This window comes from Streptomyces sp. NPDC043726, assembly GCF_056436565.1.
Genome location: NZ_JBWKCI010000006.1, coordinates 398849 through 417734, shown reverse-complemented (window position 1 = coordinate 417734; position 18886 = coordinate 398849). Strand labels below are relative to the sequence as shown.

Here is an 18886-nt window from a genome sequence, read left to right as displayed (position 1 = left end):
CTGCAGTGTGCGGTTCCGAGGAAGTCCTGGCCTACTGGCGGCGGTTGCTGACCCCGCCGCCGCTCGAGATCACCCTGCCCGCCGACCGGCCCCACCCACCCGAGCCCGGCGCCGGCCGCGCGATCCGCACGCTGTCCAACGTCCCGCACGCCACGGACCAGCGACTGCTCACCGCCTACCTCGCCCTGCTGCACCGCTGCAGCGGAGCCACGGATCTCACCGTCGGCCACGACGGTCTGCCGTTACGGGTGTCCGCCGACCACGCGCCCACCTTCCAGGGGCTGTTGCGACGAGTGGAGCAGGCGTGGGAGGAGGCCGAGACCCACCGGGTTCCCTTCGACCTGCTCCTCGACGAACTCCGCCCCCGGCCCCTGCGCGGCGGAGGGCTCTTCTTCAACACCGCGTTCGCCACCGCGACCCGCCCCGCGGGCGAACTCCCCGGCTCCGTCGACCTGTTGCTGGAGGTCCGCGAGGGCGAGGCGAAGGCGACCTACGACCCCCGCCTCTTCGACGGCGCGACCGTCGAACGGCTGCTCGTCCACTACCGCACCCTGCTGACCGACGCGCTCGCCCACCCCGACACCCCCGTCGACCGGCTCGCGCTGATGGGGGAGGCGGAGTACCGCCAGGTCGTCCACGACTGGAACGCCACCGAGCACGGCGTCCCCGCGGACACCTGGCCCTCGATGTTCGCCGAGCAGGTCCGCACCCGCCCCGACGCCGTGGCCCTCGTCTTCGAGGACGAGGAACTGACCTACGCCGAACTGGACGAGCGCGCAGGCCGGCTCGCGCACGCCCTGCTCGCCCGCGGCGCGGGCCCCGAGCGCATCGTCGCCCTTGCTCTGCCGCGCTCCACCGACCTGATCGTCGCCGAGGTCGCCGTGCTCAAGTCCGGCGCCGCCTATCTCCCGATCGACCACGACTATCCGGCCGACCGCATCGCGTACATGCTCGGCGACGCGGCACCCGTCTGCCTGGTCACCACCGAGGAGACCGCCCGCGACCTGCCCGAACGGGAGGGCATGGCCCTGCTGGCGCTCGACGCGCCCGACACGGCCGCCGAACTCGCCCGGCACCCGGCCCACGACCCCGAGGCGTCGATCACCGTCCACAACGCCGCCTACGTCATCTACACCTCGGGCTCCACCGGGCGCCCCAAGGGCGTCGTCCTGGCTCACAGCGGGGTGGCGAAACTCGTCGCCACCCAGAGCGAACGCTTCGGCATCGGCCCGCACAGCCGGGTACTCCAGTTCGCCTCGCCGAGCTTCGACGTCGCCTTCTGGGACCTGTGCCTCGGCCTGCTCTCCGGCGGCCGTCTGGTCGTCGTCCCGGCCGAACTCAGGGTGCCGGGCGCGCCGCTCGCCGACTACGCCAACGCCCACGGCGTCACCTTCATGATCCTGCCGCCCGCGCTGCTCGCGGCCATGCCGGAGGACGTCGAACTGCCGCCCACCGCGACCCTGCTGGCGGGCACCGAGCGGGTCTCCCCGGAGCTGGTGGGCCGCTACGCGCGCGGCCGGATGATGTTCAACGCCTACGGCCCGACCGAGGCGACCACCAACTCCACCCTCGGCCTGTGCGACCCCGACATCCCGGCCGGGTCGATCGTGCCGATCGGCGTGCCCGACCCCGGCACCCGCGCCTACGTTCTCGACGCCTTCCTCCGTCCCGTCCCCGCCGGACTCACCGGCGAGCTGTACCTCGGCGGCGCGGGTCTCGCCCGGGGCTATCTCGGCCGCCCCGAGCTGACGGCGGAACGATTCGTCGCCGACCCCTTCGGCGCCCCCGGCGAGCGCCTCTACCGCACGGGCGACCTGGTCCGCTGGCGGGCCGACGGGCGCCTCGAGTTCCTCGGCCGCGCCGACACCCAGATCAAGATCCGGGGCTTCCGGATCGAGCCCGGCGAGATCGAGTCGGTGCTGCGCGGCCACCCGGCCGTCGACCAGGTCACCGTCGTCGCCCGCGAGGACCGGCCCGGCGACCGACGGCTCGTGGCCTACGTCGTACCGGCCCTCGACGGCCCGGACGCCCGGGTGGAGGAGTGGAAGGAGGTCCACGAACTCCTCTACAGCGCCGTGGGCTCGGAGCGCTCGGAGGAGAACTTCGCGGGCTGGAACAGCATGTACGACGGACTCCCCATCCCCGTCGAGGAGATGCGGGAATGGCGCGAGGCTACCGTCCGGCGCATCCGCGCGACCGGACGCGTGCTGGAGGTCGGCGTCGGCAGCGGCCTGATCCTCTCCCGGCTCGCCCCCGACTGCGAGGCCTACTGGGGCACCGACCTGTCCACCGAGGCGATCGACGCGCTGCGCGCCCGGACCGACATCCCCGGGGTCGAACTGCGCGCCCAGCCCGCCCACGACACGACCGGACTGCCCGCCCGGTACTTCGACACCATCGTCCTCAACTCCGTGTCCCAGTACTTCCCCAGCGCGGAGTACCTGACGGACGTCCTGCGCCGCTTCGGCGACCTGCTCGCCCCCGGCGGACAGATCTTCGTCGGCGACGTCCGCAACCTCCGCCTGCTGCGCACCCTGCGCGCTGCCGTCGAGACGCGGCGGGCCGCGACCGACGACAAGAGCGCCCTGCGGGCCGCCGTGGAGCAGTCGGTGCGCTGGGAGGGCGAACTGCTGCTGGATCCGGACTACTTCGCCGCCCTCGACGGGTTCGACGCGGAGATCCGGATCAAACGGGGCGCCCACCACAACGAACTGAGCCGGTACCGCTACGACGTCGTACTGCGCCCCGGCACGCGCGGTACGGTTCCCGAGGAGCGCGAGATCCCCTGGTCGGAGGCCGCGCACCTCGACGCACTGCTCACCGGGCGGCCCCCGCGCCTGCGGATCACCGGCATCCCCAACGCCCGCCTCGCCGACGATCTGGCGGACCAGTGGCGCCTGGAGGGCAGCAGCGGCGAGACGGCCGCCGGCGCCGACCCGGAGGAACTGCACGCCCTGGCCGCCCGGCACGGCTACCGGGCCGCCCTCACCTGGAACGGCGGCGCCGACGACGGCGCCTTCGACGCCGTACTGGCCCTCGACGAGCCCCGCACCGGCCTGTACCGCGCCTCCGGCACGTACCCGCACGCCAACCGCCCCGCCCCCTTCCGTGACGTCAGCGCGCTCATGCGGACCCTGCGCGCCCACGCGGCCGAGTGGCTCCCCGACTACATGGTCCCCTCGGCGCTGGTACCGCTGCACGCGCTGCCGGTCACCCCGAGCGGCAAGATCGACGTCAAGGCCCTGCCGGCCCCGGACTACGCGGCGCTGAGCTCCGGACGCCCGCCCGCGACCCCGCGCGAGAAGCTGCTCTGCGCCCTGTACGCCGAAGTGCTCCGGCTGGAGTCGGTCACGGCCGAGGACGACTTCCTCGCCCTCGGCGGCGACAGCATCACCGCCATCCAACTCCTCATCCGCGCACGGGAGTCCGGCCTGCGGCTCACCACCCGCGACGTCTTCCGGCACCGCACGGCCGAGGCCCTCGCCCGGGCGGCCGTCGAGCGGGTCGAGGAACAGGCCGAGCAGTCACCGCTCCTGGAACTCGCCCCGGACGAGATCGAGGAGTTGCAGGGCTCCCACCCCCTCGACTTCGAGGAACTCCTCCCGCTCACCCCCCTCCAACAGGGCTTCTTCTTCCACTCGCTCACCAGCGGCACACAGAGCGACGTCTACGTCGTCCAGCAGGTGCTCGACCTGAGCGGCCCCGTCGACGGCACCGCACTGCGCCGCGCCGCCCAGCGCCTGCTGGACCGGCACGCGCCCCTGCGCGCCGCCTTCCGCCAGGGCCCGGACGGCAGCCCCGTGCAGATCATCACCCGGCACGCCCACCTCCCCTGGCGGGAGGTGGACCTCTCGGGACAGGGGGGCGAGGTCCGCGAGACGCTGGGCGACGCCGTGGCCGCGGACGAGCGGGCCGCGGGATTCGACCTCGCGGCACCGCCACTGCTGCGCTGCGCCCTGGTCCGTCTGGGCGAACTCCGCAGCCGCCTCGTCCTGACGTTCCATCACATCGTGGCGGACGGATGGTCATTGCCCGTCCTGCACCGCGAACTCATGGCCTGCTACGGCACCGACACCCCGCTCCTCGCCGACGTCACCCCGTACCGTGCCCACCTGCGCCGACTGGCCGGGCAGGACCGCGAAGCCGCCCGTACCGCCTGGCGCGCGGCGCTCACCGACCTCGACGAGGCCACCCGGCTGACCGACACCCCGGCCACCGGTGCGCCGGTCCACCCCGAGCACATCGGGCTGGAGCTGTCCGAGCGGACCACCGCACGTCTGGTGGAGCGCGCCCGCGAGCACGGCGTCACCCTCGGAACCGTCGTCCAGGCCGCGTGGGGACTGCTCCTCGGGCGCCTCACCGGACGGGACGACGTGGTGTTCGGCACGACCGTCTCCGGCCGGGACAGCGAGGTCGAGGGCGTCGCCTCCATGGTCGGCCTGTTCATCAACACCCTGCCGACACGGCTGCGCTGGACACCGGGCGAGCCGCTGGGCGCGCTCCTGAAGCGCCTCCAGGAGGAACAGGCCCGCCTGTTCGAACACCAGCACCTCGGACTCGCGGAGATCCAGCGACTCACGGGACACGCGGGCGAGGGCGAACTCTTCGACACCCTGGTGGTGTTCGAGAACTACCCCGCCGAACCGGACCTGCGGGACGCCTCGGGCCGGGTGCGGATCACCGGCGACGCGTTCCACGACGCCGTCCACTATCCGCTCGCCCTCGTCGTCAAGCCGGGGGAACGGCTCGACCTGCGGCTCAAGTACCACGCGCGGCACTTCGGCGGCGACCACGTCCGGGTCCTCGGCGACCGGCTGAGCCGCGTCCTGGAGGCGTTCACCGACGATCCGGCACGGCCGGTCGCCGCCGTGGACCTGCTCTCCCCGGACGAGGCCCTGCGCGCCCACCCGGCCGGAGAGGAACACACCCTCCCGGAGACGGAGACCACCCTGGCCAAGGCCTTCGAGGCCCAGGCCGCCCGGACCCCGGACGCCACGGCCGTCGTCTTCCAGGACGAGCGGCTGACGTACGCCGAACTCGACCGCCGCGCCGAGGCGTTGGCCGCACGGCTGCGCCACCGCGGCGCCGGGCCGGGGGACTTCGTCGCGGTGGCGGTGCCCCGGTCGGCCGAGCTGATGGTGGCCCTGCTCGGCGTACTGAAGTCGGGGGCCGCCTACCTCCCGGTCGACCTGGACTACCCGGCGGACCGGGTCGCCCACATGCTCGAGGACTCCGGGACCACGACGGTCGTGACCCTGGCGGAGACGGCGGACCGGCTGCCGGACCAGCAAGCGCTGCTCCTGCTCGACACCGACGACACCCCGCCCGGCCCCACGGCCGTACGGACAGCCCACCCCGACGACCCCGCCTACCTGATCTACACCTCAGGCTCCACCGGCCGCCCCAAGGGCGTGATCGTCACCCACCGTGCCATCGTCAACCGCCTCGCCTGGATGCAGGGGGCGTACGGGCTGGCGGCCGACGACCGGGTCCTGCAGAAGACGCCGTCCAGCTTCGACGTCTCCGTCTGGGAGTTCTTCTGGCCGCTCCTCGAAGGCGCGGCCGTGGTCCTCGCCCGCCCCGACGGACACCGCGACCCCGCCTATCTGGCCGCGCTCGTACGCGAACAGCGCATCACCACAATGCACTTCGTGCCGTCCATGCTGGAGGCGTTCCTCCAGTCCGAGCAAGTGACGGCGGACCCCGCCTGGTCCGCCTCCCTGCGCCGCGTCCTCAGCAGCGGCGAGGCGCTGCCCGTCGCCGCGGCCCGGCGTTGGCACGAGCTGACCGGGGTCCCGCTGCACAACCTGTACGGCCCCACCGAGGCAGCCGTCGACGTCACCCACCACCCCTACGACGGCACCGACGACGGCACCTCCGTGCCCATCGGCCGCCCGGTGTGGAACACGGGCCTGCGCGTCCTGGACGCCTGTCTGCGCCCCGTCCCCGACGACGTCCCCGGCGAGCTGTACCTGACCGGCGTCCAGCTCGCCCGCGGCTACCACGCCCGCCCCGGGCTGACCGCCGAGCGCTTCACCGCCGACCCCTACGGGCCGCCCGGCACCCGTATGTACCGCACGGGCGACCTCGTCCGGCGCCGCCCCGACGGGGTGATCGAGTACCTCGGCCGCACCGACCGGCAGGTCAAGCTGCGCGGCAACCGTATCGAGCCCGGCGAGATCGAGGCCGCGCTGACCCGGCTGCCGGAGGTCGCCCAGGCGGCGGTGACGGTACGGGACAACGCGCTCGTGGCCTACGTCGTCCCGGCGACCCTGGACCCGGCACACCTGCGCGAGTCCCTGACCGGCACGCTCCCCGCGCCCATGGTCCCGACCGCCTACGTCCCCCTCGACGCCCTGCCCCTGACCCCCAGCGGCAAGCTCGACCGCCAGGCGCTCCCCGCCCCGACCGCCGAACGCGCCGCGCCCCGGGCCCCGCGCACGCCCCGGGAACAGCTCCTCACCGAGATCTTCGCCGCCGTACTGAAGCTCCCGGACGCCGGTGTCGACGACGACTTCTTCCTGCTCGGCGGCGACAGCATCAGCTCCATCGCCGTCGCCAGCCGGGCCCACCGGGCCGGACTGCTGCTCGGCCCGCGCGACGTTTTCGAGCACCGCACACCCGCCGCCCTCGCCGCCGCCGCGACGCTCGCCGAGCCCGCCGAGGCCGAGGCATCCGCCTTCACGCTCACGGAGGAGGAACGGAACCGGGTCGAGCGACTGGCCCCGGGCCGCATCGAGGACGTCTGGCCCCTGGCCCCGCTCCAGGAGGGCCTGTTCTTCCACTCCACGTACGACGACAGCGCCCTGGACGTCTACACCGTCCACGAGTCCTTCGACTTCGCCGAACGCGTGGACGCCGAACGGCTCCGGGCCGCGACCCGCACCCTCCTGGCCCGCAACCCCTCCCTGCGCGCCGGCTTCACCAGCGAAGGCCTGCGTCAGCCCGTGCAGTTCATCGTGCGGGACGCCGACGCGCCGCTGACGGAAGTGGATCTGTCCGGCCTCGCCCCGGCCGAACAGGACGACCGCATGCGGGAGTTGCTGGCCGAGGAGCGCTCCCGCCGGTTCGACCTGAGCCGGCCGCTGCTCTTCCGGATGCTGCTGATCCGGCTCGGCGAGGGACGCGGCGACCGGCTCGTCGTCGGGCGCCATCTGATCCTGTGGGACGGCTGGTCGGCCTGGCTGTTCCTGGACCAGCTGTTCGCACTGTACGAGAGCGGCGGCGACCCGGCCGGACTCGCCCGCCCCGGCTCGTACCGCGACTATCTGACCTGGCTGGAGCGCCAGGACGACGCCGAGGCGACCCGGGTCTGGCGTACCGCGCTCGCCGGCTTCGAGGAGCCCACGCTGCTGGTGCCGGCCGTCGACGACCGGGGCCCGGAACCGGTGATCCCGGAGCACCTGGACGCCGTCCTCGACGCCGACACCGCCGAGCGGCTGCGCGAGACCGCCCGCCGCCACTCGCTGACCCTCAACACGGTTCTGAACGCCGCCTGGGGCCTGGTGCTGGCGAGCGCCTCCGGCCGTAGCGACATCGTCTTCGGCACGACCGTCGCCGGGCGCCCGAGCGAGGTGCCGGACGTCGAGAACGTCATCGGCATGTTCCTCAACACCGTGCCCGCCCGCATCGCCTTCGACCCGCGCGAGCCGGTGCTGGAGCTGCTGCGCCGCGTCCAGCGCGAGCGTCTGGAGGTCATGCCGTACGAGTACCTGGGCCTCGGCGTCCTCCAGGCCGAGACCGGTCACCGCAGGCTGTTCGACACGCTGTTCGTGCTGCGCAACGCCGACACCGACGACCGGCTCGCCGAACTGCGCGAGCGGCACGGGGCGACGGCGGTCGCCAATGTGGACGCCACGCACTACCCGGCCAACCTCGTCGTCACCCCCGGCGAACGGGTCCGCGTCACCCTCGCCTACCGCCCCGACCTGCTGGACGACGCCTACGCCCGCGGTCTGCTCGACCGGTTCGTGCTGCTGGTCGGCCGCCTGGTCGCCGACCCGTCCGCCGCCGTGGGTTCCCTCTCCGCGCTGCTGCCCGCCGAGGCCGCCGCGCTGGCCCGGGAGGAGGAGGCGAACCGGCAGCTCGTACCGCACGAGACCGTGGCCGACATGCTGGCCGCCCAGGCCGCCCGCACCCCCGACGCCACGGCCCTCGTCTTCGGCACCCACACCGTGACGTACGCCGAACTCGACGCCCGCTGCAACCGCGTGGCCCGGCTGCTCATCGCGCACGGCGCCGGCCCCGAGCAGGTCGTCGCGCTCGGGCTGCCGCGCTCGATCGACACCGTCGTGGCGCTCTTCGCGGTCCTGCGCACCGGAGCCGCCTACCTGCCCCTCGAACTGGACCACCCCGCCGAACGGCTCTCGCTGATGCTGGCCGACGCCCGGCCACTGCTCCTGCTGACGACGGAGGCGGTCTCCCGGACGCTGACGGGCGACACCCCACGCGTCCTGCTCGACGACCCGGCCACGCTCACGGCCTTCTCCGCCGACCCGGTCACCCGGGTCTTCAGCCTGGACCACCCGGCCTACGTCATCTACACCTCCGGCTCCACCGGCCGCCCCAAGGGCGTGGTCACGCCGTACGTCGGCCTGACCAACATGCAGCTCAACCACCAGAAGGAGATCTTCGCCCCGGCCATCGCCTCGGCGGGCGGGCGCCGGCTGCGCATCGCGCACACCGTGTCGTTCGCGTTCGACATGTCCTGGGAGGAGCTGCTGTGGCTCGTCGAGGGCCACGAAGTGCACATCTGCGACGAGGAGTTGCGACGGGACGCCATCGCGCTGGTGGCGTACTGCGAGGAACACCGCGTCGACGTGGTCAACGTGACCCCGACGTACGCCCATCTCCTCATCGAGGAAGGCCTGTTGGAGGGCCACCGGCCGCCCCTGGTGCTGCTGGGCGGCGAGGCGGTCACCGAGACGGTGTGGAACACCCTGCGGGACACCGAGGGGACGTACGGCTACAACCTGTACGGGCCCACCGAATACACGATCAACACCCTCGGCGGCGGCACCCACGACAGCGCCACGCCCACCGTGGGCCGCCCGATCCGCGCCACCCGCGCCCGCGTCCTGGACACCTGGCTGCGCCCGGTACCGGACGGTGTGGCGGGCGAGCTGTACATCGCCGGCGTGGGCCTGGCCCGCGGCTACCTCGACCGGCCGGGACTGACCGCCGAGCGGTTCGTGGCCGACCCCTACGGGCACCCCGGCGAGCGCCTGTACCGCACCGGCGACCTGGTCCGCCGCCGCCCCGACGGCAACCTCGACTTCCTCGGCCGCACCGACGACCAGGTCAAGGTCCGCGGCCACCGGGTGGAGCTCGGCGAGATCGAGACCGCGCTGACCCAGCACGCCGAGGTCTCCCAGGCCGCCGTGATCGCCCGGGACGACGCGAACGCCCCCGGCACCAAGCGGCTCGTGGCCTACGTCGTCCCGGCCGAGCCCGACGCCGAGGCCCGCCAGGAGGCCGAGCGGGAGCAGATCGGGGAGTGGCGGGAGATCTACTCCGCCGAGTACACCGAGATCGGCACGGCCCTGTTCACCGAGGACTTCGCGGGCTGGGACAGCTCCTACGACGGCGAGCCGATCCCCCTCGACCACATGAGGGAGTGGCGCGAGGCCACGGTCGAGCGGATCCGCGAGCTGCGGCCCCGGCGCGTCCTGGAGATCGGCGTCGGCTCCGGCCTGCTGCTCTCCCGGCTCGCCCCGGACGCGGAGGCGTACTGGGCGACCGACTTCGCGGCACCCGTGATCCGCAAGCTCGGGGAGGACCTGAAGGCCGACCCCGAGCTGGCCCGGAAGGTGGAACTGCGCTGCCAGGCCGCCGAGGTGACGGACGGCCTGCCCGTCGGCTACTTCGACACGGTCGTCATCAACTCGGTCGTCCAGTACTTCCCGAGCCTGGACCATCTGCGCCAGGTGATCCGGGGCGCGCTGGGACTGCTCGCGCCCGGCGGCGCGCTGTTCCTCGGAGACGTACGGGACCTGCGGCAGGCGCGGGTGTTCCAGACCGGCATCCAGGCCGCCCGCCGGGCCGAGCCCCTGCGTCAGGCCGTGGACCGAGGTCTCGCCCTGGAGAAGGAACTCCTGGTCGATCCCGACTGGTTCACCACCCTGGGCGTCGGCGTCGACCTGCGCACCAAGGCGGGGCGCCACCACAACGAGCTGACGCGCTACCGCTACGACGTGGTCCTGTACGCCGACACGGAGGACACGGAGGACGCGGTACGGCTGGCCGACGTACCCGAGTTGACGTGGGGCGCCGACCTCCCGGGCCACCTGGACGGGACCGAGCCGCTGCGGGTCCTGCGGATCCCCGACGCGCGTACGGCGGCGGATCTGGCCGCGATGCGGGCCATGGACTCCGCGCCGGTGCCGGACGCGGGGGAGGAGCCCGAGGACATACGGCAGTTGGGCGCGGCCCACGGATACCGCGTACTGACCACCTGGTCCGACGAACCCGGCTTCTTCGACGCCGTGTTCGTCCCCGCCGCCCGGTCCGGACGCACACACGGCCTGTACCGCCCCCGCGCCGACCGGGGCACCGCCCCCTACGCCAACACCCCGACCGCCACCCGCGGCCAGGGCGCCTTGGTCCGGCGGCTCCGGGACGACCTGGGGCAGCGACTGCCCGGCTACATGGTTCCGGCCGCCTTCGTGGTGCTGCCCCGGCTGCCGATGAACGACAACGGCAAGCTCGACGTACGCGCCCTGCCGGACGCCGAGCCCGCGGTGGCCCTGTCGGAGGGACGCGGGCCGCGCACGCCCGTCGAGGAGGTGCTGTGCCGGCTCTTCGCCGAGGTGCTGGGGCTGCCCCGCACCGGCGCGGAGGACAACTTCTTCGACCTGGGCGGTCATTCACTGCTCGCCACCCGGCTGATCAGCCGGGCCCGCACCGACCTGGGCGCGGAGCTGGCGATCCGCGACCTGTTCGAGGCGCCGACGCCCGAAGCCCTGGCTCTGCGCGCCGAGGCGGGACGGCCCGCCCGCCCCGCGCTGGAGCGGGCGGCCGAACGGCCCGCGCGGATACCGCTGTCGGCGGCCCAGCGACGGCTCTGGCTCGTCGAGCGGATCACCGGCGGCGGCGCCGCCTACAACTTCCCGCTCGTCTTCCGGCTTCGGGGTGAACTGGACCTCGAAGCGCTGCGCTCCGCGGTGCGCGATGTGACGGACCGCCATGAAGCTTTGCGCACACGCTTCCTGGTCGAGGACGGCGAGCCGTACCAGTGGATCGCCGAGCAGGCCGAGCCCGAGTTCGTCGTCGCCGACTGCGCCGAGGCGGAACTCGCCGCACGGGTCGAGGCCGCCCAGCGGCGCCCCTTCGACCTGAGCACCGAACTCCCTGTGCGTGCAGAAGTGCTGCGGATCGGTCCGGCCGACCACGTGGTGGCGCTCGTGCTGCACCACATCACCACCGACGAATGGTCCGACCGGCCCTTCCTCACCGACCTCACCACCGCCTACCTGGCCCGCCGGGAGGGCCGCGCCCCCGACTGGGCGCCGCTCCCGGTCCAGTACGCCGACTACACCCTCTGGCAGGACACCCTCCTCGGGCAGGTCGGCGCGGCGCAGCTCGCCCACTGGACCGAGGCCCTGCGGGACCTCCCCGAGGAACTGACCCTGCCCCTCGACCGGCCTCGCCCGGACCGGCCCACGGGACGCGGCGGCAAGGTCCGCCTGGAGCTGGACCCCGACACCGGCAGCGCCCTGCGCGAACTGTCCCGGGCCACCGGTACCAGCATGTTCATGCTCTTCCAGGCCGCCACCGCCGCCCTGCTGAACCGGCTCGGCGCGGGGGAGGACATCCCCCTGGGCGCCCCCGTAGCGGGCCGCGCCGACGAAGCCCTGAACGACCTGGTCGGCTTCTTCGTCAACACCCTGGTCCTGCGCACCGACATCTCCGGCGACCCCACCTTCCGGGAACTCCTGGCCCGGGTCCGGGAGTCCTCCCTGGCCGCCTTCGAGCACCAGGACCTGCCCTTCGACCAGGTCGTCGAGGCCGTCAACCCGCCCCGCGTCACCGGCCGCAACCCGCTCTTCCAGGTCATGCTCGGCTACCACTACCGGCCCGACGGGGACCCCGACGTGCTCGGGCTGCCCACCGAGTGGTTCGACATGGACACCGGCATGGCCAAGTTCGACCTGCACTTCACCTTCGTGGACGAGACGCGCCCCGGCCGTCTGGTGCTGCTCCTGGAACACGCGCTCGACCTGTGCGACCAGGCCACCGCACGGCGACTGGCGGGGTATCTGGTCCGGTTGCTGGAGCAGGTGGCCGACCACCCGGACTGTCCCGTGCGGGACCTCGCACTCCTGGACGCCGATGAGCATGACCTGGTCGTCGAGGAGTGGAACGACACGGTTCGCGAACTCCCCGCCACGACCCTCCCCGAGCTGTTCCGTGCCCAGGTGGCCCGTACACCGGACGCCCTGGCCCTCGTCCTCGGCGAACAGCGACTGACCTACGCCGAGTTGGACGCCCGCGTCGAACACACCGCACGGGTCCTCGCCGGGGCGGGCGTCGGCCCCGAGCGCACGGTGGGCGTGGCGTTGCCCCGGTCCGTCGAGCTCGTGGTGGCCCTGCTCGCGGTGCACCGCGCGGGCGGAGCATATCTGCCGTTGGACGCCGAACAGCCCGAGGAACGGCTGGCGTTCACCCTGGACGACGCACGGCCCGTCCTGGTCGTCCGGGACGAGCTGCCGACCGGACCCGAGGGTGAACTCCCGTCGGTGTACGAAACGTTGAGCCCGGCGTACGTGATCTACACCTCCGGGTCGACCGGCCGCCCCAAGGGAGTCGTCGTCCCCCACGCGGGCATCGTCAACCGCCTGCTCTGGATGCAGGACATCTACGCGCTCGCGGCCGAGGACCGGGTGCTCCAGAAGACCCCCGCCGGATTCGACGTGTCGGTGTGGGAGTTCTTCTGGCCGCTCATCACCGGCGCCACCCTGGTCCTCGCCCGCCCCGAGGGCCACCGGGACCCCGCCTACCTGGCCGCGCTGATCCAGGAACAGGCCATCACCACAGCGCACTTCGTGCCCTCGATGCTCCAGATGTTCCTGGAGGAGCCCACCGCCGCCCGCTGCACGGGCCTGCGTCAGGTGATGTGCAGCGGCGAGGCGCTGCCCGCCCCGGTGGCCGAGCGCTTCCACCGGCTCCTGCCGGCCCGGCTGCACAACCTGTACGGGCCCACGGAGGCGTCCGTCGACGTGACGGCGACCGAGGTGCCGGAAGGGGCCGGGCAGGTGCTGATCGGGCGCCCGGTCTGGAACACCCGCGCCTACGTCCTGGACGCCGCCCTGCGCCCGGTCCCGCCGGGTGTGCCGGGGGAGCTGTACCTGGCGGGCGTCCAGCTCGCCCGCGGCTACCTCCACCGCGCGGGCCTCACCTCGGAGCGGTTCGTCGCCGACCCCTACGGCGCCCCCGGCTCCCGCATGTACCGCACCGGCGACCTGGCCCGCTGGACGGCCGACGGCACGCTCGACTTCCTCGGCCGCACCGACGACCAGGTCAAGATCCGCGGTATGCGCATCGAGCCCGGCGAGGTCGAGGCCGTCCTCGCCCGGCACCCGTCGGTGGCGCACTCGGTCGTCGTCGGCCAGGACCAGCGGCTCGTGGCCTACGTCGTACCGGCTGCGGGAGTACCGGCTGCGGGAGTACCCGCCGCGGGAGTACCGGCCGCGGGAGTACCGGCTGCGGAAGTTCCGGCCGCGGACGGCAGGGCCGACCTGCGCCGCCACACCGCCGCCGCCCTCCCCGAGCACATGGTCCCCGCCGCGTTCGTCACCCTGGACGCGCTGCCGCTCACCCCCAACGGCAAGCTGGACCGCCGGGCCCTGCCGGCGCCGGACTTCGCCACCGTGGGCGGACGGCCGCGCACACCCCGCGAAGAGATCCTGTGCGGCCTCTTCGCGGACGTCCTCGGCCTGCCGGAGGTCGGAGTCGACGACGACTTCTTCGCCCTGGGCGGCCACTCTCTTCTCGCCATGCGCCTGGCCGCGCGGATCCGCGCCACGCTCGGCGTCGAGGTGTCCCTGCGGACGGTGTTCGACGCGCGGACCGTCGCCGGGCTCGCCGAGGCCGGCACGGAACCGGTCGCCACACGCCCCGCGCTGACCCCGCACCCACGCCCGGACCGCCTCCCGCTCTCCTCCGCCCAGCGGCGCCTGTGGGTGCTGTACCAGGTGGAGGGGCCGAGTGCGACGTACAACATCCCCTCGGCCTGGCGACTCACCGGCGCGCTGGACGTCGAGGCGCTGCGGGCCGCGGTGGACGATCTGGTCGCACGGCACGAGACGCTGCGCACGGTGTTCCCGGACGCGGACGGGCGGGCGTATCAGCGGATCCTGGACGACGTCGACATCCCCTTCGAGGTCGTGGACACGACCGAGGAGCAACTCGCCGAGCAGCTCACCGAGGCCGGGGCGTACGGCTTCCGGCTCGACCGTGAACCCCCGCTCCGCGTCCACGTGTTCCGCACGGGTGAGGAGCGGTGGACGCTGCTGTTCCTGCTGCACCACATCGCCGGTGACGAATGGTCGCAGGCGCCCCTCAACCGGGACCTGGCCCTCGCCTACGCCGCCCGCGCCCAGGGGCGGGCGCCGCGGTGGGCGCCGCTGCCGGTCCAGTACGCCGACTACACGCTGTGGCAGGAAGGGCTGCTGGCCGAGGTCGGTGACCGGCAGATCGCCTACTGGCAGCGGGCGTTGGCCGGACTTCCCGAGGAACTGGCACTGCCCGTCGACCGGCCCCGCCCGCTGGAGTCCAGCTACCGGGGCGGCTCGGCCGACCTCTCCCTCGACGCGGAACTGGCCGCCGATGTTCAGCGGCTGGCCCGTGACAACGGCGTCAGCGTGTTCATGGTGCTCCAGGCCGCCGTCGCCACCCTGCTCACCCGGCTCGGGGCCGGCCACGACATCCCCATCGGCAGCCCGATCTCCGGACGCACCGACGCTGCCCTCGACGACCTCGCCGGCTTCTTCCTCAACACCCTGGTCCTGCGTACCGACACGTCCGGCGACCCCACCTTCCGGGACCTGCTGGCCCGGGTACGGGAGGCGGATCTGGCCGCCTTCGACCACCAGGACGTGCCGTTCGAGCGGCTGGTGGAGGTGCTCAACCCGGCCCGCTCGCTGGCCCGGCACCCCCTCTTCCAGGTGATGGTCGTGTACCTCGCCGCCGACGGGGACGACCCGGGCCTGCCCGGGCTGCACGCCCGCCGGGACGAGGTGACCCAGACGACCGCGAAGTTCGACCTCTCCTTCGACTTCGTCGAGCGCGCCGACGGCACCGGTGTCGACGGCGTCCTGGAGTACAGCGCCGACCTGTTCGACCACACCACCGCGCAGTCCTTCGCGGACCGTCTGCGGCGCGTCCTGCGCGCGGTGACCGCCGACCCGGACGTCACCGTGGGCCGGGTGGACCTCCTTGGCGCGGACGAACGACGGTTCCTGGAAGGGGGTTGGCAGAGCCGCCCCGCCCTCGCCGCCCCGACGACCGTGCCCGCGCTGTTCGAGCGGCGGGTGCGCGAGTTCCCGGACCTCCCGGCGGCGGCCTCCGACGGCTTGGAGCTCACCTTCGCCGAGCTCAACGCCGAGGCCAACCGGCTCGCCCGCCTCCTCGTCGAACTCGGCGCGGGACCCGAGCGGTTCGTGGCGCTGGCGCTGCCGCGCACGGCCCGGTTCCTGGTTGCGGTGCTCGCGGTGCACAAGGCGGGAGCGGCCTACGTACCGCTCGACCCCGACGCCCCGGACAACCGCACGGCCGACGTCCTCGACGACGCACGGCCCGTGGTCACGCTCACCACCCGCGCGTTCCCGCTGCCGACAGGCTTCGAGCGTCTGGTGCTGGACGACCCCGCCACGGCCGAGCGGATCGCGGCCCAGGACCCGGCCGACCTGAGGCGGGAACTGACGCCTCATCACCCGGCCTACGTCATCTACACCTCCGGCTCCACCGGCCGCCCCAAGGGAGTCGTGGTCACCCACGAAACCCTCGGCAACCTCTTCCACAGCCACCGCGAGACGCTGTACGCCCCGGCGATCGAGACCACGGGACGGCGGCACCTGCGTGCCGGGCACGCCTGGTCGTTCTTCTTCGACGCCTCCTGGCAGCCCCAGCTGTGGCTGCTGGACGGGCACTGTGTGCACATCGTCTCCGAGGAGGTCCGCCGCGATCCCGAGCTGCTCGCAGCCGCCGTGCGCGAGCACCGCTTCGACTTCCTCGAAGTGACCCCCTCCTTCTTCGCCCAGATGACCGACCTGCTCGACGGCGACTGTCCCCTCGCGGTCGTCGGAGTCGGCGGCGAGGCGGTCCCCGTCGCCCAGTGGCGGCGGCTGGCCGAGCTGCCCGGCACCGAGGCGTTCAACCTGTACGGGCCCACCGAATCGACCGTGGACGCTCTGGTGGCACGGATCGGCGACAGCGAACGGCCCCTGGTGGGCCGCCCGGTGGCGGGAACCCGGGCCTACGTCCTGGATCCGCTGCTCCAGCCGCTGCCGCCCGGCGTCACCGGCGAGCTGTACCTCGCCGGCGGCGGACTCGCCCGCGGCTACCTCGGCGCCCCCGGGCTGACCGCCGAGCGGTTCGTGGCCGACCCCTTCGGCGCCCCCGGCTCCCGGCTGTACCGCACCGGCGATCTGGCCCGCTGGACGGCCGACGGACGCCTCGACTACCTCGGGCGCGCCGACGACCAGATCAAGATCCGCGGCTTCCGTGTCGAACCGGCCGAGATCGAGTCGGCGCTCGCCGAACACCCCTCGGTCGCCCAGGCGCTCGTGACGGTGCATCAGGAGGGCTCACGGAAGCTGCTGGTGGCCTACGTGGTCGCGGACGCGGACCCGGGGGAGCTGCGCGGCTTCGTCGCCGCCCGCCTCCCCGACCACATGGTCCCGGCCGCCGTGGTCCCCCTCGACCGCTTCCCCCGCCTGCCCAACGGCAAGCTGGACCGGACCGCCCTGCCCGCCCCCGACTTCACCGCCCTGTCCTCCGGACGCGCCCCCGCCACCCCACTGGAAGAGACGCTCTGCGCGGTCTTCGCCGAGGTGCTGGGGCTCGAACAGGTCGGCGTGGACGACGACTTCTTCGCCCTGGGCGGCGACAGCATCGTGGCGATGCAACTCGTCGGCCGGGCCCGGGCGGCGGGCGTGCGGATCACCCCGCGTCTCGTCTTCCGGCACCGGACGGTCGCCGCGCTGGCCACGGTCGCCGAGTCCGCCGACACCGGTGCGCCGCGCCGGGAGGACGACGGCACCGGAACCGTCCCGCTGACCCCGGTGATGCACTGGCTGCGCGAACTGGGCGGCCCCTTGTCCACGTACCACCAGGGCGCGCTCGTACGGACACCGGCGGCCCTGGACCGACAGGCTCTGACCGCCGTGCTCCAGGCCCTCGCCGACCGGCACGACATGCTGCGGGCGCGGCTGTCCCGGGAGGACTGGTCGCTGCACGTCCCGCCCGTCGGTTCGGTGGACGCCGGAGGGTGGATCGAGCGGGTGGACGTGGCCGGACTCGATGACCAACAGCTCGCCGACGCCGTACGCGAACACGCCCTCGCGGCACGCTCGTTGCTGGATCCCGATGCGGGCGCCATGGTCCGGGCCGTGTGGTTCGACGCGGGGGAGGCGCCCGGGCGGCTGCTGCTGATGGCCCATCACCTGGTCGTGGACGGTGTGTCCTGGCGGGTGCTGCTGCCCGACATGGCGGCGGCCTGGGAGGACGTCCGCGCCGGGCGGGAGGTGCGGCCGGCTCCGGTCGAGACCTCCTTCGCCCGCTGGGCCAGGCTGCTCACCGAGCGGGCCCAGGAACCGGCCCGGGAGGCGGAACTGCCCTTGTGGGAGAGCGTGTTGGACGCCAGTCCGTTCCCGCTCAACCGCCCCCTGGACCTGGGCCGCGACACCACCGCCACCCAGCGGGAGGTCGTGCTGCGCCTGCCCGCCGAGCACACAGGGCCGCTGCTCTCCGTCGTGCCCGCGGCCTTCGGAGCCGGTGTCAACGACGTGCTGCTCGCGGGGCTCGCGCTCGCCGTCACCGACTGGCGGCGGCGTGCGGGCGACTCCGGCACCTCCGTCCTCGTCGACCTGGAAGGCCACGGCCGCGAGGAGGAACTGGCCGGGGACGACGCCGACCTCTCCCGCACGGTGGGCTGGTTCACCAACGTCTTCCCGGTCCGGCTCGATTCCGGGACCGCCGACCCCGCCGACGCGTTCGCGGGCGGCCCGGCGGCCGAGGAAGCCGTGCGACGGGTGCGCGAGCACCTGGCGACCCTGCCTGCAGGCGGCCTCGGCTACGGCATGCTGCGCCACCTCAACCCCCGCACCCGCGACGTGCTCTCGGCCCGCGAACCGGCCCGCGTCGAGTTCAACTACCTGGGCCGGTTCGGCATCCCCGAGGAGAGGGACTGGTCGTACGCGCCCGAGGAGGACGCGGCCGACATCGGGCCCGAGGCCGCGATGCGGCAGGGCCACGCGCTGACCGTCAACGTCGTGACCGAGGACCGCGCGGACGGTCCGGTGCTGACCGCGCACTGGTCGTATCTGGAAGGGCTGTTGACGCGCGAGACCGTGCAGGATCTCGCCCGGAGCTGGTTCCGGGCGCTGGAGGGGCTCGTCGCGTGGGCGGCAGCGAACCCGTACAAGGGAGGACAGGCATGAGCAGCAATCCGTTCGAGGACCCCGAGGGCACCTACCTGGTGCTCGTCAACGACGAGCACCAGCACAGCCTGTGGCCGGACTTCGCCGAGGTGCCCGCGGGCTGGCGGACCGTCCACGGCCCGGCGGCCCGGCAGGCCTGCCTCGAGTACGTCGAGACCCACTGGACCGACATGCGGCCCCGGAGCCTGGCCGAGGCGATGGATCGCTGACCCCGCGCAAAGAGAAGG

Annotated in this window: 2 protein-coding genes; both read left to right on the top strand. The window is 73.4% G+C overall.

Annotation, left to right across the window (positions count from 1 at the left end; genetic code table 11):
* Positions 1-5 precede the first annotated feature (5 nt).
* Positions 6-18659 carry an amino acid adenylation domain-containing protein gene (locus AC068Z_RS20060; RefSeq protein WP_478557038.1) on the top strand — a complete coding sequence of 6218 codons (18654 nt, stop codon included), beginning with the start codon at positions 6-8 and terminating at the stop codon, positions 18657-18659.
* Positions 18656-18868: an MbtH family protein gene (locus tag AC068Z_RS20055; RefSeq protein ID WP_478557036.1), complete on the top strand. Its 213-nt coding sequence runs from the start codon at positions 18656-18658 to the stop codon at positions 18866-18868. The genes AC068Z_RS20060 and AC068Z_RS20055 overlap by 4 nt, the downstream gene beginning before the upstream one ends.
* The last annotated feature ends 18 nt before the right edge of the window (positions 18869-18886 follow it).

Excerpts from the sequence above, each read along its gene's own strand:
- AC068Z_RS20055 (WP_478557036.1), top strand. The coding sequence starts at position 18,656 with ATGAGCAGCAATCCGTTCGAGGACCCCGAGGGCACCTACCTGGTGCTC.